The 23908-nt window shown below is 72.3% G+C and carries 22 protein-coding genes; 15 read left to right on the forward strand and 7 right to left on the reverse strand.

Translation table 11 applies throughout. The features are described from left to right. Positions 1-148 precede the first annotated feature (148 nt). Genes OQ02_RS13585 through OQ02_RS13625 form a run of 9 tightly spaced genes read left to right on the forward strand, consistent with a single transcriptional unit; the run spans position 149 to position 9880 of the window. Complete coding sequence (locus tag OQ02_RS13585) at positions 149-982, forward strand: hypothetical protein (RefSeq protein ID WP_051772269.1); 834 nt, start codon at positions 149-151, stop codon at positions 980-982. Further along, on the forward strand, positions 979-1926 hold the full coding sequence (locus OQ02_RS13590) for a polysaccharide deacetylase family protein (protein WP_051772270.1): 948 nt from the start codon (positions 979-981) through the stop codon (positions 1924-1926). The genes OQ02_RS13585 and OQ02_RS13590 overlap by 4 nt, the downstream gene beginning before the upstream one ends. Further along, entirely contained in the window at positions 1926-3110 is a 1185-nt protein-coding gene (locus OQ02_RS13595) for an O-antigen ligase family protein (protein WP_033438981.1), read from the forward strand. Before OQ02_RS13590 ends, OQ02_RS13595 begins: the two co-directional genes overlap by 1 nt. Continuing rightward, positions 3100-4155 (forward strand): glycosyltransferase, encoded by a 1056-nt coding sequence (locus tag OQ02_RS13600; RefSeq protein WP_231500008.1) that lies wholly within the window; start codon positions 3100-3102, stop codon positions 4153-4155. The genes OQ02_RS13595 and OQ02_RS13600 overlap by 11 nt, the downstream gene beginning before the upstream one ends. Beyond that, a complete protein-coding gene (locus tag OQ02_RS13605) occupies positions 4152-5030 on the forward strand; it encodes a hypothetical protein (RefSeq protein WP_033438774.1) in 879 nt (292 codons plus the stop codon). Before OQ02_RS13600 ends, OQ02_RS13605 begins: the two co-directional genes overlap by 4 nt. Then, positions 5024-6298: a glycosyltransferase family 87 protein gene (locus tag OQ02_RS13610; protein WP_197043321.1), complete on the forward strand. Its 1275-nt coding sequence runs from the start codon at positions 5024-5026 to the stop codon at positions 6296-6298. The genes OQ02_RS13605 and OQ02_RS13610 overlap by 7 nt, the downstream gene beginning before the upstream one ends. Then, on the forward strand, positions 6295-7716 hold the full coding sequence (locus OQ02_RS13615) for an oligosaccharide flippase family protein (protein WP_231500009.1): 1422 nt from the start codon (positions 6295-6297) through the stop codon (positions 7714-7716). Before OQ02_RS13610 ends, OQ02_RS13615 begins: the two co-directional genes overlap by 4 nt. After that, positions 7713-8786, forward strand: coding sequence for a glycosyltransferase (locus OQ02_RS13620; RefSeq protein WP_231500010.1), 1074 nt, complete (start codon positions 7713-7715; stop codon positions 8784-8786). Before OQ02_RS13615 ends, OQ02_RS13620 begins: the two co-directional genes overlap by 4 nt. Continuing rightward, positions 8783-9880 carry a glycosyltransferase family 4 protein gene (locus tag OQ02_RS13625; RefSeq protein ID WP_231500011.1) on the forward strand — a complete coding sequence of 366 codons (1098 nt, stop codon included), beginning with the start codon at positions 8783-8785 and terminating at the stop codon, positions 9878-9880. Before OQ02_RS13620 ends, OQ02_RS13625 begins: the two co-directional genes overlap by 4 nt. A 326-nt stretch (positions 9881-10206) precedes the next feature. On the opposite strand, the gene OQ02_RS13630 is transcribed toward OQ02_RS13625, so the two are convergent. Together OQ02_RS13630 and OQ02_RS13635 are read right to left on the reverse strand one after the other, a co-directional pair. Then, the gene (locus tag OQ02_RS13630; RefSeq protein ID WP_231500012.1) at positions 10207-11610 is read right to left on the reverse strand and encodes a putative glycoside hydrolase family 15 protein; all 1404 of its coding nucleotides are present in this window, start codon (positions 11608-11610) and stop codon (positions 10207-10209) included. Beyond that, positions 11607-13013, reverse strand: a complete 1407-nt coding sequence (locus OQ02_RS13635) for a sugar transferase (protein ID WP_231500013.1) — start codon at positions 13011-13013, stop codon at positions 11607-11609. Before OQ02_RS13635 ends, OQ02_RS13630 begins: the two co-directional genes overlap by 4 nt. A gap of 338 nt (positions 13014-13351) precedes the next feature. Here OQ02_RS13635 and OQ02_RS13640 point away from each other — a divergent pair, with 338 nt between their 5' ends. Continuing rightward, the gene (locus OQ02_RS13640) at positions 13352-14179 is read left to right on the forward strand and encodes a glycosyltransferase (protein ID WP_033438776.1); all 828 of its coding nucleotides are present in this window, start codon (positions 13352-13354) and stop codon (positions 14177-14179) included. Further along, the gene (locus OQ02_RS13645; RefSeq protein WP_033438777.1) at positions 14179-15501 is read left to right on the forward strand and encodes an FAD-dependent oxidoreductase; all 1323 of its coding nucleotides are present in this window, start codon (positions 14179-14181) and stop codon (positions 15499-15501) included. The genes OQ02_RS13640 and OQ02_RS13645 overlap by 1 nt, the downstream gene beginning before the upstream one ends. Here the strand turns inward: OQ02_RS13645 and wecB are convergent. Beyond that, a complete protein-coding gene (gene wecB, locus OQ02_RS13650) occupies positions 15404-16654 on the reverse strand; it encodes a non-hydrolyzing UDP-N-acetylglucosamine 2-epimerase (RefSeq protein WP_231500014.1) in 1251 nt (416 codons plus the stop codon). The genes OQ02_RS13645 and wecB overlap by 98 nt on opposite strands. 250 nt (positions 16655-16904) lie before the next feature. Between wecB and OQ02_RS13655 the strand changes: the two genes are divergently transcribed. Beyond that, on the forward strand, positions 16905-17843 hold the full coding sequence (locus tag OQ02_RS13655) for a lysyl oxidase family protein (protein WP_231500015.1): 939 nt from the start codon (positions 16905-16907) through the stop codon (positions 17841-17843). 107 nt (positions 17844-17950) lie between these two features. After that, positions 17951-18820: a serine/threonine-protein kinase gene (locus tag OQ02_RS13660; RefSeq protein ID WP_051772272.1), complete on the forward strand. Its 870-nt coding sequence runs from the start codon at positions 17951-17953 to the stop codon at positions 18818-18820. Here OQ02_RS13660 and OQ02_RS13665 read toward each other — a convergent pair. Beyond that, positions 18783-19565 carry an alpha/beta fold hydrolase gene (locus OQ02_RS13665; protein ID WP_033438779.1) on the reverse strand — a complete coding sequence of 261 codons (783 nt, stop codon included), beginning with the start codon at positions 19563-19565 and terminating at the stop codon, positions 18783-18785. The two genes, OQ02_RS13660 and OQ02_RS13665, sit on opposite strands and share 38 nt — an antisense overlap. A 79-nt stretch (positions 19566-19644) precedes the next feature. Continuing rightward, a complete protein-coding gene (locus tag OQ02_RS13670) occupies positions 19645-19878 on the reverse strand; it encodes a hypothetical protein (RefSeq protein WP_156077034.1) in 234 nt (77 codons plus the stop codon). Positions 19879-19985: 107 nt separating this feature from the next. On the opposite strand from OQ02_RS13670, the gene OQ02_RS13675 reads away from it, so the two are divergent. Next, complete coding sequence (locus OQ02_RS13675) at positions 19986-20633, forward strand: dienelactone hydrolase family protein (RefSeq protein ID WP_231500016.1); 648 nt, start codon at positions 19986-19988, stop codon at positions 20631-20633. A gap of 288 nt (positions 20634-20921) precedes the next feature. Then, positions 20922-21410, forward strand: coding sequence for a DUF1062 domain-containing protein (locus OQ02_RS13680; protein WP_231500017.1), 489 nt, complete (start codon positions 20922-20924; stop codon positions 21408-21410). A gap of 73 nt (positions 21411-21483) precedes the next feature. On the opposite strand, the gene OQ02_RS13685 is transcribed toward OQ02_RS13680, so the two are convergent. Both OQ02_RS13685 and OQ02_RS13690 read right to left on the reverse strand, forming a co-directional pair. Beyond that, positions 21484-23073: a glycoside hydrolase family 64 protein gene (locus OQ02_RS13685; RefSeq protein ID WP_033438782.1), complete on the reverse strand. Its 1590-nt coding sequence runs from the start codon at positions 23071-23073 to the stop codon at positions 21484-21486. A gap of 192 nt (positions 23074-23265) precedes the next feature. Further along, entirely contained in the window at positions 23266-23868 is a 603-nt protein-coding gene (locus OQ02_RS13690) for an acetoacetate decarboxylase family protein (protein ID WP_033438990.1), read from the reverse strand. Between the last annotated feature and the right edge of the window lie 40 nt (positions 23869-23908).

The raw sequence follows: 23908 nt of genomic DNA on the forward strand, positions 1-23908 counted from the left end.
TCCCGTTGCGTAACCAGGGGGATACCTCGAACGGGTAGTGGCCTATCGCTCGATCGAGGCGCGAAGATCCGGGTTCTAGTCTCGCCCTCCGATATCGGGATCACACCGACCGCTTCCGCGCGCCGGCTGTCTCCAGGGGAAGAGTCGCGTGACTGGTTACCTCGAACTCGCCGCGTCCGCGGTGCTGTACGCGCTGGGCATCGTCGCCCAGTCGGTCGCCTCCCGCCGCGCCGACGAAGGCGGCGGCGGCCTCGGGCTGCTCTCCAGGCTCGTCCGCGACCGGCTGTACCTGCTGGGCTTCGCCGGCCAGGTCGGCGGGTTCGCGCTGGCCTTCCTCGCCCGCGCCGAACTCCCGCTCTACCTCGTCCAGGCCGGCTCGTCGTGCGCGGTCGGGTTGGCCACGCTCTTCGGCATCGCCGTCCTCGGCTGGCGCATCCGCACGGTCGAGGTGGTCGTGCTCGTCGTGATGGCGACGGGCCTGGTGCTGCTCGTCGCGGCGGCGACCCCTTCCACCGCGCACGACGTGCCGCAAGGACTCGGCGTCGTCCTCTTCGGACTCCCGCTCGTCGCGCTCGTCCTGGTCCAACGGCGGATCAACGGCGTGGTGCCCCTGGCCACCGCGGCGGGGCTCACGTTCGCCGTGGTCGCCATGACCAGCCGCACCCTGGCCGACGAGCCGCTGCCCACTCTCCCGCTGTACCCGTTGGCGTGGTTGATGATCGTCGCCGCCCTCGTCGGCCAGTCCTACCTCGCGCTCTCCCTGCGCCGGGGCTCGGCCACCTCCACCGTCGCCACGATGGACGCCACGACGGTCGTCATCACCTCGGTGATCGGCATCGCCGCCCTCGGCGACCGGATCACCCCCGGCCGCGAGTGGTGGGTGGTGCTCGGCGTGGGCCTGGTCGTGTCCGGCGTGCTGCTGCTCGGCTCGGCCGACCGGTTCGCGAAGACCACCGACGACGCGGCGCAGGTGTCCGGATGAGCACCGCCAGCGTCTCGCTCGACCTCGACAACCTGTGGGCCTACCTGAAGACCCACGGCGACGTCGAGTGGGAACGCCGCCCCAGCTTCCTGCCCACCGCCGTGCCCCGCCTGCTGGAAGCCTTCGGCGCGAACGGCCTCACCACCACCGTCTTCGTCGTCGGAGCGGACGTCGAACGTGACGACGGCGCGCAGGCCGTCGCCGACATCACCGCCGCCGGCCACGAGATCGCCAACCACTCCTACGGCCACGAACCCTGGCTGCACCGCTACTCCCGGACCAGGCTCGAAGCCGAGCTGGCCCGCACCGAGCACGCCATCGTCACGGCCGGCGCGCCGTGCCCGACCGGGTTCCGCGGACCCGGCTTCAGCGTCACCCACAGCCTGCTCGAACTGCTCGCGGAACGCGGCTACCGCTACGACGCCAGCACCCTGCCGACCTGGATCGGCCCCCTCGCCCGCGCCTACCACAACCGCACCGCGCCGACCGGCGGCGACCGCGACCTGTTCGGCGGCTTCTCCCGCGTCCGCGCACCGAACGCCGCCTACCGCTGGCGCGTCGGCACGGGCCTCGTCGAACTGCCGGTCACCACCATGCCGCTGCTGCGCGTCCCGATCCACGGGTCCTACCTGCTCCAACTGCACCAGGTGTCACCCCGCCTCGCCCGCGGCTACTTCACCACCGCGCTGCGTCTGTGCCGGGCGCGCGGCGTGCAGCCGTCGTTGCTGCTGCACCCGACGGACGTGCTCGGCGCGGCCGAAGCGCCGGGGATGGAGTTCTTCCCCGGCATGGCGGTGCCCGGCGCGCGGAAGGTCGAGTTCCTGGGCTGGGTCCTCGGCGCACTGCGCGCCCACTTCGAGGTGGTCGGCACCGGGGAGCACGTCCGCCGGCTCGCGGCGGGCCTGCCCGAGCACGACACCGGACTGCTGGCGCGGTGCGGCTGATGACCTCGCGGATCAAGTGGCGGACGACGTGGCTGCTGCGGGCCTTCGCGTGCGTCACGGTGTTCGCCGCACCGCTGGAGGGCTACCTCCTCCAAGTGCACGGTCAACTCGCCAAGCTGCCACCCGCACTGCTCGTCGTCACCTGGGTCGCGGTCCGGGTGCGTCAACGCCGCGCGCCGGAACCCCACCCCGTGCACGCGATCCTCGCGCTGTTCGCCGTCGTGCTGCTGGCGTCCTCGGCGTTGCACGCGGGCGGACCGCACACGATGGGGTATGCGCTCCGCTGGCTGCCGTTCCTGCTGGTCACGGTGGTGCTGATCGACGTCGCGGCCCGCGAGGTGCCGATCCGGGCGATCCTCGCGTCCACCGTCGCCGGCGCCGTGGTGGCCGCGCTCGGCGCGCTGCACAGCCTCCTCGCGGGAGGCGAGACGCGGGCGACCGGCCCGCTGGAGGACCCGAACGACCTGGCGTACTTCCTGGTCGCCGCGCTGCCGCTGCTGGTCGCGCTCCGCCGTGGCGCGATCGTCGCCGCGACCGTGCTCGTGGCGGGCGCGGCGGCCACGTTCTCCCGGGGCGGCGCCCTCGCCCTCACGGCCACCGTCGCGTGGCTGCTCGCCCGCAGCGCGTTGCCGCTCAAGGCTTTGACGGCCGCCGCGGCGACGCTGACGGCGCTCGGCGTGGCCGCCGTCCTGTTCGCCGGACCCGAGCTGGACCGGGCGATCAACGAGAAGTCCTACATCGCCGGGACCAATGTGGACACCCGCGAACTGCGCTGGCAGGCCGCCGCGCGCATGGTCGCCGACCACCCCGGCCTCGGCGTCGGACCGGGCGGGTTCCGCACCTCCTACCCGGCCGCCTCGCACAACGCCGAGATCGACGAGCAGAGCCCGGTCGCGCACAGCATGTACCTGGAGGTGGCGGCCGAACTCGGTGTGCCGGGGTTCGCGCTGTTCTGCGCCCTGCTGGCGCTCACCGCGGTCACCAGCGAACGCGTGCGGCGCACCACCACCGACCCGTTGCCGATGATCGCGGTGCAGGCGTCCCTGATCGCGGTGGTGGTCGCCTCCGCCTTCCTGTCCGAGCAGTACTACCTGCCGTTGTGGTCGCTGGTCGCGGTCGTGGCCGCGGCCGACCTGCGTCTGAGGAGGACGAGCGACGTTGCGTGTGCTCCACGTGATCAGTGAGATGGGCACCGGTGGCGCCGAAGCGCTGGTAGCCGGGATGGCCAGGTCGGGCGACCAGTTCGGCTGGCAGTCGGCCGTCGCCAGCGGCGGCGGGCACCGGGCCGAGGCGTTGCGCGCGCTCGGCGTGCCGACGTTCACCGTGCCGGTGGCCGAGCGCAAGGCGTCCGGCGTGCTGCGCGCGGCCACCGCGACCAAGGCCGCGATCCGCGCCTTCCGGCCGGAGGTCGTGCTGGCGCACAACGTGTCGGCCAGCCTGGTCGCACGGCTCGCCGTGCTGCCGCGCCGGCTGCCGCTGCTGACGGTGTTCCACGGCGTGGCGGAAGCCGACTACTCGGGTGCCGCCCGCATCCTCAAACGCACCTCGCGCACGGTCGTCGCGGTGGCCGACGCCACGGCCGACCGGCTGCGCGCGGCGGGAGTCGCCGACCCCGTGGTGATCCCGAACGCCGTGTTCCCCCAAGCGGAACGGGTGGACCGGGCGGCGGTCCGGGCGGTGCACGGTGTCGCGCCCGACGTGCCGGTCGCGCTGTGCCCGGCCCGGCTGGAACCGCAGAAGCGGCACGACGTGCTGCTGGAGGCGTGGGCGAAGCTCGGCGGCGACGCGGTGCTGTGGCTCGCGGGTGACGGCAGCCTCCGGGACGAGCTGCGCCTCCGTGCCGCCGAGTTGGGCGTCCGGGACCGGGTCCGGTTCCTCGGCAACCGCTGCGACGTGCCCGACCTGCTGGCCGCCGCCGACGTCACGGTCCTCGCCAGCGACTGGGAGGGCATGCCGATCGCGGTGCTGGAATCGCTGGCCGCCGCACGCCCGGTCGTGGCGACCGATGTGGACGGTGTGCGCCAGGCGTTGGCCGGTGGCGGCGGCGTCCTGGTGCCGCGCCGCGACCCGGGCGCGACGGCGGAAGCGTTGCACTCCTTGCTGTTCGACGCCCACGCACGAGCCGAACTGGGGGAGGCGGGGCGAGCGTCCGTTCGGCGCCTGCACGACCCGCGACTCCTGATGCGGTCCTACGACGAACTGCTGCGCACCGCGATCGGAGCATCATGAGACTGCCGGGCCTCCAGCTGAGGATCAGCCTCGGTGTCGCGCTGCTGGTCGCCGTGGTGGTGCTGATCGTGGTCGAGGTGCGCGGCGAGGAGTACCAGAGCCGGGTCGGCCTCCTGGCGGTGGCGACCGAGAACTCCGCCGAGGCGGTCCACGCCCGGTACGGCGAGGTCGTCGCCCTCTCCCTGCCCGCGCTGGTCGAGGTGTCGCGCAGCCCGTCCGTGCTGCGCGCACCGGCACAGGAGCTGGGCACCACGATCGACGACCTGGCCCGACGCGTGTCGGTGGAGCTGGTGCCCGCCTCGGGCCTGGCCCGGCTCTCGGTCCGCGCTTCGACCGCGGACGAGGCCGCCCAGGCCGCGACCCGGATCGCGCAGGCCGTGGTGGACGTCGACCTGCTCGCACCCGCCGCCCGGCTGCGCCAACTCGACCGACCCGAGACCACGCGGACCGCACCGGACCGCCCGCTGGCGTTCGGACTGGCGCTGGTCGCCGGTGTGATCGCGGGCCTCGCCGCGTACGCCTTCGGCCACCTGCGCCGGACCCGCCCCGGCGACCAGGTGCGCGCGGCGTTGACGGCCGGTGGCGTGCGGCACCCGGTCGCGGTCCTGCCCGACGACGACCCCGGTCTGGCGCAACGGCTGGCGGTGCTGTGCGAGGCGTCGGCACGGCCCGCGCGCGTCGTGGCCGTGGTGCCGGAACTCACCGGACGCGCCGACGCGCTGGCCGCGGAACTGCCGGACAAGACGGGTGAGCCCGGTGACGGCGAAGCGGTGATCGCGGTCGTCCCGGCCGACAGCAGGCGACAGGACGAGTTGGCGACCGTGGTCGGCGCGCTGCCGGCCGTGGCGACGGTAGTGGCGGTGGTGCTGTGTTGACGTCGTTGAAGTCCGGCTTGGGGAAGCGGTCCGGCCTCGTCGCCGTGGCGGCACTCGTGGGAGCCGTGGGCGTGGTGGGCGCGTGGCGGGCGCTGCGGCCGTCGTGGGAGGTGCCGCTGCCGACCAGGGCGAACCTGCCCGAGGAACGGCTGCAGGACTTCCGGGACGCGCTGTACTTCCCGATCCGCGAGTTCCTGGCGGGCGGCAACCCGTACCACCCGGCCACGATGTTCGAGCACTGGCCGGTGCGGCAGAGCTTCAACCTCTACCAGCCGTACCACCTGCTGCTGCACGCGCCGTTCGCGCTGCCCGGCTACCGGGTCGGCGCGGTGGCGTTCGCGCTGGCGTCGCTGGTGTTGCTGATCGCGCTCGCGGTGCTGGCGGCGGGACGGCTGCGCCCGCACGTGCCGGTGGCGCTCGGCACGGCGGTGATCGCGACGCTGCTGGTGCTCAGCCAGGTCGGCAAGGCGCAGCTGTACGTGGGACAGGTGAACCCGCTGATCGCGCTCGGCGCGGCGGGCGCGCTGCTGGCCAGGCGTGACTCGCCGAAGTGGGCGGCGGTCGCGTTGGCGTTCGCGTGGCTGAAACCCCAGTTCGGCCTGCCGCTGGCGGTGCTGCTGTGCGTACGGGGGTCGCGGCGGGTGGCGTTGGTCGGCACGGCGATCGCGGCGGTCGCGAGCCTGGTCGTCGTGGTGCCCATGATCGTGCGCGGTGGTGGGGTGGGTCCGTTCCTGGACGTGGTGGCGGCGAACCTCGTGCACGCCGGCCAGACGACGTACGGCGCGGTGGACTCGCTGACCGCGCAGCGGGTCGACCTCTCGGCGGTGTTCTTCCGGGTCACCGGCTGGTTGGCGACCGGTGCGGAGCTGTTCACGCTGATCGGTGTGCTCGCGGTGAGCGCGGCGCTCGTGCAGCGGCTGGACCGGATGGGCCACCCGGCCGCGTCGGACCTGCTGACGTGCCTCGCGGTGGTCGTCGCGATCGTGCACCAGCCGGGTGACGTGCTGATCGCCGTGCCGTCGATGGCGGCGGTGGGCGTGGTGTGGTGGCGGCGACGTGGTGAACGGGACTGGCGGCTCCTGTTGTCGGTGGTCCTGCTCCTGGTTCCCTTCGCCCACCTGCACTTCGTCAACCTGGCGATCAGGGACCTGTTCGGCGTGCGGGTCGACGTGACGGTCGACGGTGTCGCGGTCGTGGTGGCGTGGGTGCTGGCGGTGGCGTTCGCGGCCACCCGTCGCTGTTCCGGCGTCGGCGCGGTGCGGGCGTGACGGCGATCGGTCAGCGGGCCGTACGGGGCTCGTTGTGGTTGTTCCTGGTCAACCTGGTCAGCAAGGGCACCCAGATGGGGGTCACGCTCGTGCTGGCCGCGTTCCTCACGTCCGAAGGCCTGGGGCTGGTGGCGCTCGCGGTGGCGCTGGTGAACATCGGCCAGGTCGTCCAGTCGATGGGCGTCTACGACGTGGTCAGCCGGACGGACCGCGACCCGCGTCGGGTCGCGGGCACGTTGCTCACGCTCAGCGCCGGCGCCGGGGTGGTGCTGGCGCTGGGTCTGGTGCTCGCGGCGGACTGGATCGCGCGGGCGTTGGACGCACCGGCCGTCGCGCCGATGGTCCGGCTGGCTGCGCTGAGCCTGCCGTTCGCGGCGGTGGCCGGGGTGCAGATGGGGTTGCTGCACCGGGACCTGGACTTCCGCCGTCGCCTGCTGCCGGACGCGGGCGGCGCGGTGCTCGGCGCGATCGTGACGATCGTCCTCGCGGTGGTGGGCGCCGGGCCGTACGCGCTGGTAATCGGGCTGTTGTGCACGGCGGTCGCGCAGCCCGTGCTCGGTGTGGTGGTCGGGGTGCGGGTGCGGCCGGTGTGGGACGCGGGCGCGGCGGCCGAGGCGTTGCGGTGGATCGCGGTGGTCGGGCCGGGCGCGCTGGTGGCCGTGCTGCTGATCAACGTGGACTACCTGGCGATCGCCCGGGTGCACGGGCCGGAGGCGGTCGGCGTGTACTCGTTGGCGTTCCGGATCGCCTGGGTGCCGTACATCCTGGTGGCGGTGGTGCTCGGCGGTGTGGTGCTCCCCCTGTGCGCCAGGTTGATCCGCGACGGGCAGGAACTGTCCGAAGTGGTCGGTCGGTTCACGGTGGCCGTCCTGGCGGTGACCGGCGGCCTGTACGCGGTGACGGCGGCGTTGGCGGACCGGGTCGTGGTGTTCGGCGCGCGGTGGTCGGAGGCGGCGGCGCCGTTGGCCCTGCTGTGCCTGTACGGCTTGGGGATCAGCCTGCTGCACGTCTGGTACCAGGTGCTCAAGGCGGCCGGCCACGCTCGGCGCTACCTGGCGTTGGAGGCAACCCACCTGGTGCTGCTCGTCGTCGGGTTGCCGGTGTTCACCCGGCACGGTGTGGTGGCGGTCGCGCTGGTCCAGCTCACGGCCGTGTGGCTGGTGGTGCCGTGCACGTGGCGCGCGTTGGCCCGGCGTGGGCTCGGCCCGCCATTCAGGGCGCTGGCGAAGGGCGTTGCCGGGGTAGTGCTGGCGGCGGGGTGTTGCGCGGCGGTGGCGTCGTTGCTCGGTGATGCGTTGGGGCCGCCGGGTTCGGTGGTGGGTGTGCTGGCCGAAGGGGCTGTGCTGACGGTGGTGTGCGGTGTGGTCGTGCTGGCGGCGAACCGGGAGGTGGTGCTCCGGTGGAGGTCGTGCACGTGAGCCAGCCCGTCGCGGCGGGAGTGGCGTCGGTGGTGCTGGAGTTGGCCGAGGCGCAACGGGCGCTGGGGTGGTCGGTGGCCGTCGTGTGCCCGCCCGGTCCGCTGGCCGAGCGGGCACGTGGGCTGGGGATCGAGGTGCGTGACTGGCCGGCGCGTCGGCAGCCCGGCATCGGGACGATCGCCGAAGTGGTCCGGCTGCGGCGCATCCTGCGGGACCTCGCGCCGGACGTCGTGCACCTGCACAGCTCCAAGGCCGGTGTGGCCGGGCGGCTGGCCGTGCGGGGGCGGCGGCCGACGTTGTTCCAGCCGCACATGTGGTCGTTCCAGACCGCCACAGGGGTGGTGGGACGTGCCTCCCGGGCATGGGAGCGGCTGGCGTCGAGGTGGACGCACCAACTCGTGTGCGTGAGCGACGACGAACTGGCGGTCGGGCGGGCCGCCGGTGTGGAAGCGCCGGCGGAAGTCGTGTGCAACGGCGTGGACGTCGACCGGCTGCGGCCCTCGGACCGGGTGGCCGCGCGGTGGCGGTTGGGGCTGCCGGACGCGCCCACGGCGGTGTGCGTGGGCCGGCTCGCGCCGCTCAAGGGCCAGGACCAGTTGCTCGCGGCGTGGCCCGAGGTGCGGGCGAAGGTGCCGGACGCGCGGTTGGTGCTGGTCGGTGACGGTGCGATGGGAGAGCGGTGGCGGGCGGCCTGCGCGGACGAGTCCGTGCGGTGGTGGGGGCACGACGACGCGGTCGCCGACTTCTACGCCGCCGCCGACGTGGTCGTGATGCCGTCGCGGGCCGAGGGGATGGCGCTGGTGCCGCTGGAGGCGATGGCGTGCGGGCGCTCCGTGGTGGCGTTCGACGTGAGCGGGGTGCGGCAGAGCGTCGGTGAGGCCGGTGCGGTGGTGCCCGGCGGTGACGTCTCGGCGTTGGCCGAAGCGGTCGCGGTGCGGCTCGCCGATCCCGCGTTGGCCGACCGGGAGGGCGTGCAGGGCAGGCGGCGGGTGGAGCTGCTGTTCGACCGGCGGCAGGTGGCCGACCAGGTCGCGACCCTGGTGGACAAGCTCGTGGTGGGTGCCCGGTGACGCGCCTGCGGGTCGCGTACCTGCTGACCCAGGACAGCGGGGGACCGGTGGACGTCACCGTGCGCCTGGCGCGGGCGTTGCTGGAGACGGGCGAGGTGGACGTGCGGGTGTTCGGGCCGGTGCCGCGCCGGGGTGCGAAGGCGCTGGACGGGCACCACGAGCACGTGGAGGTCGGTGACAAGGCGGACGTGCGTGCCGGGCGGCGGGCGCGGGCGGTTGTGCGGGCGTGGGAGCCGGACGTGGTGCACGCCCAGGACCGGCGGTCCGGGCTGGTCGGAGCAGGGCTCCGGCGGCGGCACAAGGTGATCCAGACCTACCACGGTGTGCCGGACGACGTGGGGGAGCAGTGGTTCCGGGGTGTTCGGGGTGCCGTGAGGCCCTCGGCGTACACGCGGACCGTGTTGGCCGCTGATGCGATGGTGGCGCGTGCTGTTCACCGGATTGTGGTGCCCGCGCGGGAGATGGGCCGGTTCCTGGCGACCCGGCTGCGGGTGCCGGAAGGGCGGGTGACGCACATCGACAACTGCGTGGAGCCCGCGCACGTCCACCTGCCGGTCGGGCCGGTGCGGCGGTTGGTGTTCGTCGGGTTGCTGGTGGAGCGCAAGGGGTTGGCCACGCTGCTGGCGGCGTTGGCGTTGCCGGGGGTGATGCCGGCGGACGCCACGTTGACCGTGGTGGGTGATGGTCCGGAGAGGGCTGCGGCCGAGGAGCTGGCGGTGGCGTTGGGGGGACGGGTGACGTTCCTGGGGTTCCGGACCGATGTGCCGGACGTGCTGCGGCACCACGACGCGCTCGTCCTGCCGTCCACGATGGAGCAACAGCCGTTGGTGGTGGCGGAGGCGATGGCGGCGGGCAAGCCCGTCGTGGCGACGGACACCGGTGGGGTGGCCGACATGCTGGGCGACCCGGGAGACGGTGTCGCGCTGGCCGCGCCGGGTGACGTCGACCAGCTGGCCGCGCGGCTGCGCGAGCTGTTCGCCGACCCCGACCCGGCGCACACCGGCAAGCGGCTCGCCGAACGGGCACAGGACCGATTCGCCCCGCACGTGTGCGCCCGCCGCCACCTCGCCCTCTACCGCGAACTCATGGGGTGAGGGTCGGCGCGGCGGTGTGGTGGTGCGGCGGTCGTCGCTCTCTCGGGCGGGGCAGCGATGCGGAGGTCGTTGCACTCATGGGGCGGGGCCGGCGGCGGTGCTTGGGGCCGCTGGGTGAGGGCCGGTGGTGTGGTTGTCGGACCATGAGCCAGGGCCGGCGGCGGAGCGGTTGTCGGCTCGTGAGGCGAAGGCTGGTGGTGAAAGCAGCGTTGACTCACGGAGCCGGAGCCGGCGTTGGACTTGCGGACCTGAGCGCCGGCGCTGTGATGCCCGTCGAACTCACGGGGCCGGTGCGGGAGTGGGCGGCGGTGTGGTGCCCGTCGAACTCACGGCGTTGGAGCGGGAGCCGGCGGCGGTGTGGTCGTTGTGGTCGGCGCCGGTGGTGGGGTGGTGGTCGGAGCGGGAGTGGTGGGGGTTGGAGTGGTGGTCGAGGGCTTGGGCTTGGGCTTGACCAGGATCACGGCGTCGCCTGCTGCCACCTTGACCGTGGCCGGCGCCGCGCCGCCTCCGTCGAAGTTCACCAACCCCGCCGGTGGCACCACCGAGGCCGATTGCCCGGTCGGGTTCACCGCCACGTAGCCACCGGTGAACCGCCGGTCCCACACGCCGGACGGCAACCGGTTCGCGGTCTCGGTCGCCTTGCCCAGCGCCGACTCCTGGTACCGCGACCAGTCGGGGTTGCGGTAGTCCCTGGTCGTCGCACCGGACCAGCACGTGAACGGGCTCGCCAGCAGCGCCGCGGTGGCGTACCCGACGCGTTGCTCCCGCTCGCCCTTCGTGTGCGTGATCAGCAGCAGCCACGACTCGCCGAGCGCGGCCTGTGACCGCAGTTCCTTCCACTCGTTGCCCTTGAAGGTGAGAAGTTCACCCGTACCGGTGTCGCGGAGGCCGAAGTTCTCCTCCATCGCGCCGTCGTACCGCGAGTGCGCCGCCCACCGACCGGCGGTGAGGTGCGATTCGGACACGTTCGGGATGAGCATCTTCCCGGCCTGGTGCAGGGAGTCACCCGCGGTGGTGAGGAACCCGTCCATGCCGTCACGGATGATCCGGTCCGACTCGGCCGCGTCCGCCGTGCCCTTGAGCACCGCCGAGGAGTAGTGCTTCAACGTGCTGAAGTCGTTGTCCGCCAGCACGCCGTCCCACCCCTCGCGCACGACCTCGGCGGTGACCGCGTCGCTCCACGCCTTCTGGTAGGCCGGGTCCCACACCGTCATCTGCCAGTGCTTCGGGTAGCTCTTCCACTCGATGCGCGAGCCCGACTTGTCCAGCGCGAACCAGTTCGGGTTCTCCCGCTGCGCCTTGAAGTAGCCGATACCGGTGGGCAGCAGCGGCGCGTCCTTGTCGCCGTTCACCGCGCCCGGGTAGTTGCGCGCGCTGGCGAAGTCCTTGTAGACCAGCACCTTGACCTTCGGGTTGAGCTGCTTGAGCTGCCGCAGCGCGGCCGTCTCGGTCGCGTTGAGCACCACCAGGCTGTAGTGCTTCGCGGCGAACGCGATGTCCTTCTCGGTCGGTGGCTCGCCGATGCCGTACCACCAGCCGCACGGAGCCAGCGGCTTCGGCAGCGGGCCGAGCGGGTCGACGGGCGGCACGAACCTGACCGCGGACGCGTCCACGGCGGTGCACGCCGCGTTCGGCAGCAGCAGCACAGCGGCGCACAGCAGACCCAGCGCCCGGCCGAAACCACGGCCACGGCCACCAAGTCCACGACCACTGCCCGGTCGTCGGTTCAACGATTCCTTCGGCACAACAGCTCACCCACCGTCTGCAACAGGATCTTGACGTCCAGCCACAACGACCAGTTGGCTATGTAGTAGTTGTCGTATCGGGACCTGTCGACAATCGAGGTGTCGCCCCGCAGCCCGTGCACCTGCGCGAGTCCGGTCAATCCCGTCGGAACCCGGTGCCGGGCCCAGTATAGCTCGTGGATCGCGGAGAACTCGCGCACGAAACCCGGTCGTTCGGGGCGCGGTCCGACGATCGACATGTCGCCCCGGAGGATGTTCCACAACTGGGGGAGTTCGTCCAACGAAGTGCTACGCAAAAATCGTCCGACCGGCCCGACCCGGCGATCTCCGACCACCGACCAGGTGACTTGGGAATCGTCTTCTCCGCGCATTCTCACGCTGCGCAGTTTGTAGAGCACGAACGGCTGATCATCCATCCCGACCCGGACCTGGCGGAAGATCACCGGCCGGCCGCTCTCCAGCAGCACGGCCAGGGCGCACAGCGCGATCACCGGTGCCAGCACGACCAGCGCGACGGCGGCCAGCAGCACGTCCGTGCCGCGCTTGACCCACCAGCTCGGCCTGCTGGTCGGCGCGGTGCCGAGGCGCATCAGCGGGTAGCTGCGCAGCCGTTCGATGTCCGGTCCGTCCTGGTAGAGCTCGAACATCCGGGGCACGACGAGGGTGGTGCAGCCGAGCCGGTGCGCGGTGATGGCCGAGTCGACCACGGACGACTCGCGGGCGTGGGAGAACGCCAGCACCACCGTGCCGACACCCAATCGGGTGATCGCGTCGGCCAGCTCCTCCGACAGCAGGTCGACCGGCAGGACGGAGCGGTCGAGGGCGGGCTCGGGGTCGACGAACCCGACCGGGCGCAGGCCGAACTCCGGGTGCGCGATCATCGCGCCGACGAGGTCGACCCCGACCTTCCCGGCGCCGACCACGATCGTGCGGTCGCAGCGGTGGAACTTGCGCCGGCACCAGCGGCCGAAGGCGAACACGCCGAGCCGGGCCGGTTCGCTCAGCGCGGCGAAGACCAGCACCGACCACTGCGCCCGCGCGGTCGCGCCCGGTGGCGCCTGTCCGATCAGGCCCACCATCGTGACCAGGGCGAACGCCACCGCCGTCGCGCAGACCGAGCGCGGCACGTCGTGCAACCACGACAGCCACAGCCGTCGTCGGTAGAGGCGGCTCGCGGCTCGCACCCCGAGCAGCGACGCCACGACCACGGCGGTCCACCCCGCGTCCGGCGCGAACCGCGTGGCCGCCGCGGCCACGGCCGCCACGTCGACCGCGACCAGCAGCACCGCCACCGCGTTCACCCGTCGGAGGAGGTCCGGCCGCGACACCGTCCGCAGCACCGAGTGCCGCCACCGCGACTCGAGCGGCGAGGTCGTCGCCGATCCCACCCCGTTCACCTCGGACCGCCCTTGGCCGAGCTCGTACCGTGCACGCCACACCACATTCGGACGACGTCCTTCCCAACCGCGAACTCGATATTGGTCACCCGTTCGAGACCATTCGAACGGTAATCTCCGCGCACTCCGTGTGCACCTAGCGTGATTCTTTGATGTCGGGTCACTCTTTCGGTGAACCCTGTTCCTCTTTTCGGTGATCTTCGGGCCCGTTCTTCGCGTGAATTCATCCTGCCGTGCGACCAGATACCGGCGGGGGTGGTCGAATCTAGTCGCGGTGCGCAGGCGAATAATTCTGGCCCGTCATCCACCATCCAGTGAAATGGGGTCCTTTGACAGTCGATGAAGGCGCTCTGCGCACCGCGTCGGAACAGGGTGGACCGGCCCTTTCCGGCGGCAAGCGCACACACGCCCGAGCCCACGTCGTCCTGCCCGCCTACAACGAGGCCGCCTCGCTCCCCCCGCTGCTGCACCGGCTCGCGGAGGTCGCGCTCACCGAACAGCTCACCGCCTGGGTCGTGGACGACGGCTCGTCCGACGGCACCGCCGAGGTCGCCATCGCCGGGGTGCCGGGCCTCGACGTCCGGCTGGTCAGCCACCCGGTCAACCTCGGCCTCGGCCAGGCCGTCCAATCAGGACTGCGCGCCGTGCTGGCCGAGGCGGGTGAGGACGACGTGGTCGTCGTGATGGACGCCGACGACACCCACGACCCGGACCTGATCAGGCAGCTGGAGAGCGAGATCGCGGCCGGCGCGGACGTGGTGATCTGCTCCCGGTTCGTGGCCGGCGGGGACGACGCGACCGCGCCCGCGCTGCGCCGGCTGCTGTCCCGTGGCGCCGCGGTGCTGTTCCGGCAGGTGCTCCGGGTGGACGGCGTCCGCGACTTCACCAGCGGGTTCCGCGCCTACCGCGTCAGCCTGCTGACCCGTGCCGCGGAGCACTGGGGCGAGCGGCTGATCGAGGAGCGCGGCTTCGCCTGCATGGTGGAGCTGCTGCTCAAGCTCCGGCACTGCCGCCCGGTGGTCGCCGAGGTGCCGCTGACCCTGCGCTACGACCGCAAGCAGGGCCCGAGCAAGATCAGGATCGCGCGCACGGTCGGGCAGTACGTGAAGCTGCTGGTCCGCGACCGGCTCTCGCCCGCGCCGTACCGGGCGCTGTGATGGGACCGGTGGGCCACGGGCACGTGGTGGTGGTCGGCGGCGGCATCTGCGGCCTGGCCACCGCCCACCGGCTGGTGCGCGCCGGCACCGCGGTGACGCTGCTGGAGGGCAGCGACCAGCTCGGCGGGCTCGGCACGTTCTTCCCCTGGCGCGACCGCTGGATCGAGCGCTTCTACCACTGCGTGATGCCGACGGACGACCACCTGCTCGAGCTGCTCGACGAACTGGGCCTGCGTGACTCGATCGGGTGGCGCCGCACTCGGATGGGCATGGTCGTGGACGGTCGGAGCTTCCCGTTCAACACCGCGCTGGACCTGCTCAGGTTCACCCCGTTGGGCGTGCTCGACCGGCTGCGGTTCGGCGTGGTCTCGTTGCTGCTGCGCCGGTTGGGGCGGGGCAAGGACCTGGACGGCACGCGCACCGAGGACTGGCTGCGCGGCCTCTACGGCGACCGGGTGTGGGAGCTGCTGCTCGCGCCGCTGTTCGGGGCGAAGTTCGGCGCGCGCTTCGGCGACGTGCCCGCGCTGTACCTGTGGCAGCGCCTGGGGCGCGAAGGCGCCGTGGCCGTTCGCGGCTACCCGGAGGGCGGCTACCGGGCCGTCATCGACGCGTTGCGGGCGTCGATCGAGGCCGGTGGCGGCGTGGTGCGGCTCGGTGCCCCGGTGCGGCGGGTCGGGGTGGCCGACGGCGTGCGGATCGAGCTGGACGCCGGCGAGGTCGTCTCGGCGGACCGCGTGGTGTCGACGCTGCCGCTGCCGCTGTTGCGGGAACTCGCGGACGACGACCTGGCCGCCCGGCTGCCCGAGGTGCGGCTGCCGTACCAGGGCGTGGTGAACGCGCTGTTCTTCCTGCGCCGGCCGCTGTCCGGGCACTACTGGACGCCCGTGGTGCGGTCCGGCACGGAGTTCGACGGCCTGATCCAGATGACCCCGCTGGCGGGCGTGCGGCCCTACAACGGGTGGCACCTGGTCTACGCGATGCGCTACACCGACCGGGAGTCACCGCTGTTCGGCGAGGACGACGCATCGATCGCGGCCCGCTGGACGGCGCAGCTGCTGGAGCTGCACCCGTCGCTGGACGCTGCGGACGTCGACGACGTGCGGGTGTTCAAGGCGCCCTTCGTCGAGCCGGTGTACCCGCTCGGGTACCTGGCCCGACGCCCGCCGGTGGTGGTCGACGGCACGCCGCTGCTGCTGGCCACCACCGCGCACGTCTACCCGGAGGTCACGAGCTGGAATTCGAGTGCGGGGCTTGCGCGGCGGGTCGTCGCGATGCTGGAGGAGGCACCACAACGGCTTCCCGGCCAGGGGATTCCGACCTGAGGGCGTCCGCGCCGAGGCGGACCTCGGACCGACCGCGGACCGGTTCGCCGCCGACCAGGTGCCGCAGCGCGGCGGCGATCCGGACCGACGGCGAGCCGGTGCCGTACGGGGACGGGATCTGCTCGAGGCGTTCCCGGTGGCCGGGCACGTCGTCCAGCCACCGCGACACCTCCGCGCCCATCCGCGGGCCGGGCGGGACGAGGGTGCCGAACGTGCCCTCGATCTCCGGCCGCTCGGTGCTGCGGCGCACCACGACCACGGGCCGCTTGAGCACGCTGACCTCTTCCTGGATGCCGCCGGAGTCGGACACGACCACGGCGGCGCCCCGGGCCAGCGCCAGGAACGCCGGGTACGCCTGCGGTTCCACCACCCTGAGCCGGATGAGCAGGGACGTCAGCCCGAAGCCCGACACCCGCTTCGCCGTGCGCGGGTGCAGCGGGAGCACCACCGGCAGCGGCAGCCGGTTCAGCTCGCGCAGGATCGTCTCCAGGGTGACCGGGTCGTCCACGTTCTCCGGCCGGTGGATGGTGGCCAGCACGTAGCCGTCGCGCTCGAGCCGGTGCGAGGCCAGCACGCCGGCCTCCGCGTCCCGCCCCGGCATCGCGTTGACGAGCGCCTCGACCACGGTGTTGCCGGTGATCGCGATCCGCTCCTCGGGGACGCTCTCGGCGAGCAGGTTGGTGCGGTTGAGCGGGGTCGGCGCGCAGCACAGGTCCGCGAGGTGGTCGATGGCCACCCGGTTGTGCTCCTCGGGCATCGCCCGGTCGAAGCTGCGCAGGCCCGCTTCGACGTGCACGAGCGGCACGTCGTTCGCGTTGGCCGCCAGCGCTCCCGCGAGCGCGGACGTCGTGTCGCCCTGCACGATCACCGCCCGCGTCGGGTGCTGCGCCAGCACCTCGTCCACCGCGGCCACCGCCGCGCCCAGCTGCGCGCCGCGCCGCCCGCCGCCCACGTTCAGCTCGTGGAACCGGCCGGGACGGCCGATGTCCTGGCGGATCCGGTGGTACATCGCGGTGTCGTAGTGCTGTCCGGTGTAGACGACGGTCGCACTCGCGCCGATCAGCCGGATCAGCGGAGCCAGCTTGATCAGCTCCGGCCTGGTGCCGCACACCATCGTCACGGCGCCGAGAACTCCCTGGTCGATCGGACCCACCTCCCGTAGCGGATGACGCGCGCCCGGGGCGCGATCGCGGTGAAGGCTAGGGCCAGTGCGGCGGATTTCCCTTGTCCCTCAATCGATCGAGTGAACTTGGCGGGTGATGTGCCGACGTTTTCGGGGTCCTTGAGTAGGTTTGTCTGTGGATCAGTCCGGCATTCGCCCGCCGTCGCCCGACGACCGCACGGGGAACTGCACGGACTCGTACGACAAATCGGACGGACTGAGGACAATGGTGCGGAGATGCGTGGCCCTGGTCGGCACAGCGGTGCTCGTAGCGGTGTCGATGGGGCCGTCGCACGCGGTCGCGGAGGAGACGGGGTTGCTGCCCGACCTCCGGCAGGCCCCGGTGGGGTGCGCGGGCGGTCGGACCGCCAACCCGGCGCGGTGCGTCGACTGGGACGTGTGCATGGTCGCCGACCCGTCGGCGCCGAACGGCGAGTGCCTGGAGAAGGGGCCCGCCGGCGCGGTCCGGCTGCGGTTCACCACGTCCGCGGAGAACATCGGCGACGGCCCGCTGCTGATCTACGGCGCCCGCGGTGACACCGGTCAGCCGCTGATGGCGTCGCGGCAGGCCTTCCAGTCCGCTGTGGACGGTTCGATCCCGGCGTCGTACGAGCAGGCGCAGCACCAGCTGCCGGCGACGATGTACTTCGAGCCGGCGCCCGCGCACCAGCACTGGCACATGCTCGACTTCGAGCACTTCCAGCTCCGCACCACCTCGGGCGACACGGTGGTCACCGACCGGAAGAACGGCTTCTGCCTCGGCGACCGCTACCGGACGGCGGACCGGCTGGCGAACCGACCGGTGGACGACGGCAGCCCGGCCGCGGAGCTGGCGAAGCAGCTGCGGCTGAACCGGTGCGGCCACCACTCGCCCGAGGCGTTGAGCGTGGTGCAGGGCATCTCGGTCGGGTTCGGGGACGACTACCTGCACACGGTCGACTTCCAGTGGCTGGACATCACCGGCGTGCGGTCGGGCGTGTACGACGTGGTGAACGTCGTGAACGGCGACCGGACGCTGGTGGAGAAGTCGTACGCGAACAACTCCTCGACGATGGCGATCTCCGTGCGGTGGCCGGGTGACGCCGAGGGGCCGCCCGCGCAGATCGTCGAGCCGCCGGTGGTGCGGGTGCTGCGGAGCTGCCCCGGCCAGGAGCGGTGCGCCGGCCGCATCATCGGTTGACCGCCGTTCCGCCCGCTCCGCGCCGAGCCGCGCAGACCGGTGGGTTTGTCGACGTCCGACCGGGGGAATTCGGAGGCGTCCCAACCGGCGACACGAAGGGCGTGGCCATGTCGTTGACCACTGAGAACCGGGTGCTCGCCGGCCGCTACCGGTTGGACGGCAAGCTCGGCGCGGGCGGTACGGCCGAAGTCCACCGGGGCTGGGACGTGCTGCTCCGCCGGTTCGTCGCGGTCAAGCTGTTCGACTTCCGGGGCGACCCGGTGGGCGGGCGGCGGTTCGACAACGAGATCCGCACGATGGCCGCGCTGTCGCACCCGGGGCTGCTGTCCGTGTACGACGCGGGCACGGCCGACGGCCAGTCCTACGTCGTGTTGCAGCTGGTCGAAGGCGTCACGCTCCGGGATCGGCTGACGCGGGGCACGCTGCCCGCCGCGCACGTCCGCGCCCTCGGCCACCGGCTGGCCGACGCCCTCGTCCACGTGCACGAACAGGGCGTCGTGCACCGTGACGTGAAGCCGTCGAACATCCTCCTCGACCGGACCGGCGCCGCCTACCTGGCCGACTTCGGCCTGGCCCGCTCACTGTCCGCGACCAGGCTCACCAACGCCAGTCAGGTCGTCGGCACCGCCGCCTACCTGGCCCCGGAGCAGGTCCGCGGTGACGAGGTCGGCCCGGCCGCGGACGTCTACGCGCTGGGCCTCGTCCTGCTGGAGTGCCTGACCGGCTACCGCGAGTACCAGGGCAACCCGCTCGACGCCGCGGTGGCCCGCCTGCACCGCCCGCCCGAGATCCCGCGCCACCTGCCCGCCGACCTGATCAGGCTCCTGTCGCTGATGACGTCGCTGCCCGCCCGCCGCCGCCCCACGGCCGCGCGGTGCGCCGAGCTGCTGCGGTCCGCCGGTCGGCCGGCGCCCGTGCGCCTGGAACGCCTGGGTCACCTCAGAGCGCGTCCAGGAACCGTTCCACCGCGTCGTTGAACTCGTCCGGCCGTTCGAGGTTCGGCATGTGGGCCGCGCCCGGGATCACCGCGAGGGCCGACCCCGGGATGGTCCGGTGCATCAGCTCGGCCACCGCGACCGGCGTGAACTCGTCCTCCTCGCCGACCACGACGAGCGCGGGCACGGTGACGCGGGACAGGGAGTCGAGGTAGTCGGGCCGTTCCGCGCGGCCCCGCACCGCCGCCGCAGCGCCTTCCGGTGACGTTCCGAGCATCATCCGCATCACGTGGGCCGCGACGTCGGGCATGGCCCCGACGTTGTGCGGGGAGATCATCTTGGCCAGCACCTCGTCGGCGTAGGGCCTCATGCCGTCACGGCGGAAATCGTCCGCCACCGCGTACCGGACCTCACGCCCGGCCGGCGTCTCGGCGTCGGGGGAGGTGTCCACCAGGATCAGGGCGCGGACGCGCTCCGGGCGCGCACGGTGCGCTTCCATGACGATCTGGCCGCCCATGGACAGCCCGCACAGCACCACGCGGTCCACGCCGAGGCGGTCGAGGAGGCCGAACAGGTCGTCGGCGAACGTGCTCAGCGGCGTCGTGCCGGGCACCACCGTCGTCTCGCCGTAGCCGCGCAGGTCGGGCGCGATGACCCGGTAGCGGGCGCTGAGGCGTTCGACCTGCGGCTGCCACATCGAGCGGTTGAACGGGTGGCCGTGCACGAACACGACCGGTACGCCGCTGCCCTTGTCGTCGTAGGCGATGTCGATCTCGTTCACGCGCACGCGTCCCCCTTTGTCCCGTTGACCCCGAAATCTTATGTTCCGGGAGCCCGTGTCCCGGAAACGTCCCGGCTCCGGGCGGTCAGCGCTCCTCCTCCACGTGCATCGCGTCGTACTCCGGTCCCCGCGGGTAGCTGGAGCCGGCTTCGTCGGCGATGGCCGTCGACTCCTCGTCCGTGAGGTCACCGCGACCGTTGTGCGCGGTGTACTGGGGGCCCGCGGACTCGGCGGCGCGTTGCAGGCGGTGGTCCTGGCCGGTGTCCCGTCGCAGGTCCAGCCCTTCCTGCTGTTCGGACATCCATCGTTCGTCAGCCATGGGTGGCTCCTTCCGCTCGGACACGGATGGGTTACCCACCGCGCGACCGGAATCCGCGTTCGAGCCGCGGTCGTTTGCCGCCGTGCGCGCCGGTCAACCCGGAAGGCATGACGACGAGCGGCACGATGGCGGTGTCGGTCGACGCGTGGGGCGTGGACCTGGCCGCCGACCTCGGCGTGCCGGACGACCCCTTGGGCGTGGTGGTGTTCGCGCACGGTTCGGGCAGTTCCCGGCACAGCAGCCGCAACCGGGCCGTGGCCGAGTCGCTGCGGCGCGACGGGTTCGCGACCCTGCTGCTGGACCTGCTGAACCCGCGGGAGGAGCGGGAGGACCGCGTCACGGGGCGCCTGCGGTTCGACATCGGGCTGCTGGCCGAGCGGGTGGCGGGGGCGGTCGAGTGGACGTCGCGCCGGGAGGTGGCGCGGGGACTGCCGATCGGGCTGTTCGGCGCGAGCACCGGCGCGGCGGCGGCCTTGGTGGCGGCGGCCGGGACGTACCTGGTCAAGGCGGTGGTGTCGCGTGGCGGGAGGCCGGATCTCGCCGGTCGCGCGCTGGGCCGGGTGCGTGCGCCGACGTTGCTGGTGGTGGGCGGTCGGGACGAGCAGGTGCTGGAGCTGAACCTGGCGGCGGCGGAGCAGCTGGCGGTGACCCACCGGGTCGAGGTCGTCGAGGGCGCCACGCACCTGTTCGAGGAGCCGGGTGCACTGGAGGAAGTCGCCCGCCTGGCAGGTTGGTGGTTCCGCGAACACCTCTGACGTAGCCGGACACCGGAAGCCGGACTTCCGCCGCCCGACGCGTCCCTCGGAAATTCGCTGGATTGGCGCTGCTGCGCGCCATTACCGTGCTGCCGGACCGAGTCGTCTGGGCAAAGGCGTGCCGTTGTACACCGTGTGAGACCTCCCGAGAGCTGATCTGTCGCGCGTCGCGCTTGTGCGCCGCGCTTCTTCTTGCTGCGGACTTCTCACTGGAACCGGTGTATCCCTGTGCTCGAAAACTGGGTGGTCGTACCCACCTGCCTGCCCCTTGTCCGTCGCCGTTGTCACGTGTGCGCGTCCGATCGCTTCCGGGCGAGCGGCAAGTTCCGCGTCAACGCGAACCACAAGCTCCTCGACGTCTGGCTCCTGGTGCTCTGCACCGGGTGCGGCGACACCGCGAAGCTCACGGTCCTGGAGCGGATGAACGTGCGCTCCGTACGACCCGAACTGCTGGACCGGCTGCACGACAACGACTCGGGCCTGACGGCCGAGTTGCTCCAGGACGCGGTCGTGCAGCACCGCAATCGCATCACCCTCGACTGGGACGGCGCCTGGCGCCTCGACACGGGCGGATCGGATCGCCTGGACGTCGAGGTGATCGACGTGTCGGTCCGCTTCGCGGCGCGCATCCCGGTCCGGCCGGTGCGACTGATCGCTGAAGGGTTCGGCCTCGGGCGGGCCGAGGTCGAGCGGCTGGTCACGGAGGGGAAGCTCGTCTCGGCGGTCCGGCTGAGCGGCAAGCTCTCCGGCGACTTCACCTTCACGCTCAAGCGCTGAGCCCCATGAACGCCTCGGGCCCGTCCGGCGTGATCCGCCGGACAGGCCCGAGGTGTTCGACTCGATCAGGAGGCTAGCCGCGACGCCACTTCTGGTTCGCGGTGCCGGTGCAGTCCCACAGTTGCAGCACCGCGTCGTTGTCCGGGTTCCAGTCCGCGATGTCCACGCACTTGTTCGACTGCGGGTTGACGAGGTCGCCCGCCGCGGTCAGGACGAACTGCTGGGCGGCGTTGCCGCTGCAGCGCGCCACCTGGATCGCCGCGCCGTTCGCGGTCGAGCCCCACGCGACGTCCATGCACATGTTGTTCTGCGTGCGGAACGTCCCGCCGGTCGACTCCCACTTCTGGTTCGTGCCGCCCGTGCAGTTCCACACGATCAGCCGCTGACCGTCGACGAAGTTCCAGTTCGGCACGTCGATGCACTTGCCGTGCCACGCGCTGACAATGCTGCCTCCCGGCGGGGGCGGGGTGGTGCCGCCGGCGCCGAACGGGGTCAGGACGATGCCCGCCGCACGCGGGTCGCCGTCGTGCACCAACGACTCCTGCGCCTGCACGTCGTCGAACGCGAAGCCGTAAGCCTTGCCGTCCACCATGTTCTGGTGGACCAATCGCGAGTAGTGGTTGGTGATGGAGCCCTTGTAGAAGTCGGCCGGACCGCCGCCCGGCTGGGTGTCGATCGTGCCGAGCGTGGAGCGGTGCAGCGCGGCGCACAGGGTGCGGGCGATCGGGCCGACCACCTGGTCGTTGGGCGCGTGCAGGGCGCCGTCGCAGCCCCACACGTTCGCCGTGGTCGGCTTGGCGAACGACGCCACGTGCTGACCGGCGGAGTTGGTGAAGTTCATGGTGGTGCCCGAGGTGCGGCCGAAGTAGCGCACGTCCGGGCGGTCGGTGAACGGCACCACGGTCAGCGTCTTGGAGGTGTAGGCGTTCCACGCCTGCGTGATGTACGGGTCCAGGTAGGCCCGGTCGAACAGGCCCGCGTCGGCCGCCTTGCCCGGCGCGAGCACGCGCAGCACCGTGCCGTCGGACCGGGTGCGGACCGTGTTCGCCCAGCCGGCCTGGTTGCGCACACCGTTGATCACGTTGTCACGGCCGTTGTTGACCAGCTCGCCGGTCTTTTTTGTCACGCCGCTCGCACCGGTCACGGTGACGGCGTGAGGCACGGCGAACATGTCCACCTGGGAGCTGTTCAACCACAGGCCCGAGTCGTTGTAGGTGAACTCGCTCCAGTCGAACAGGATGTTGTGGTTCGGGTCGCCCGAGGCCCACGGCGCTGGCTGCACCAGGCCGTCGGGCGTCAGGAAGAACTTCAGCTTGTCGCCGAACGACATGTAGACCCGGCCGGAGATGAACCGGGGGACGCGGAGGGTGACGTTGCCGCCGTTGCCCGGTCCGGCGATCGACACGTCCGGTGCCGGCACGGGCGGGTTGGAGCCGGGCGACCACGGGGTGAAGGCGCCGGCCTGGTTGACGTACCCGAGGCGGCCGTTGCGGATGTCGGTGCCCAGGACGTAGAGGTGGACGGCCTCCGAACGCCCGCTGTTGTTGGTGACGGTCAGCGGCAGCAGGTCCGGGCCGATGGCCGCGGCCGGTGTGGCGGCGGTGAGTGACACTGACGTGGCCAGCGCGACGAGCGCGCTCAGCCACTTCATTCGGGTGCGCATGGTTGCGACTCCTCGGTGCAGGGCAGGCTGATGCGACCTCGCGACCGGGTTCAGGGCGGCCGTGAGGCGAGCGCGACGGGCGGCAAGTGCCTGACGCCGTCCGTGAGAGCGCTTCCACATAGGGTTGTGCGGTGGTCCGACCAATGTCAAGGGGGGAACGTGGTCCGGACCACTTCGGTCAACCCGTGACGGTCAACGCCGACGCGGGCCGAACTTCAGCCGGAGGTTCCGGACGCCGACGCTGATCAGCGGCCGGTGGGGGCGCAACCACGACAGCGCGCCGGCCGGGTCGACGTCCCAGGTCGCCCGGAGCGGTGCGACGAAACCGGTGGCGCGCAACGGTGTCCGCGCCACGCCGCGACCGAACGCCTGCCACGTCGACGTCATCACCGGCAGCCACAGCCCGTGACGCCGCGGCGTCGCGCGCACCGAGGCGATCGTGCCGCCGGCATCCCGGGCGGACGCCGTGAGCCCGTGATCCCAGTCGAACTCCGCCAACTCCTTGGGGATGCCCCACAGCTCACGCCCGCCGGCCCGCGAGGCCGGGCTGTCCACCCAGATCCGCGCGATCGACACCCCGAGCCGCACCCCTTGCCGCACCAGCACCGCCGCCACCAACTCCCGGTACGCCAGGCCGGGCGGCCGGTAGTCCACGAACGCCGTGCCGACCACGGCCCGCCCGAACAACGCCACCGGGCGCACCGGCAGCGGCGGGAGGGCGGTCACCGGGACCGACCACACGGACAGGCACGCGTGGCCGTGGAGGACCCACGGTTCCGGCGGATAGCTCACCATGGTCACCCATTGTCGACGGGTGGGCCGCATCCGGCCGGGC

The organism is Saccharothrix sp. NRRL B-16314 (assembly GCF_000716595.1).
Lineage (GTDB): Bacteria > Actinomycetota > Actinomycetes > Mycobacteriales > Pseudonocardiaceae > Actinosynnema.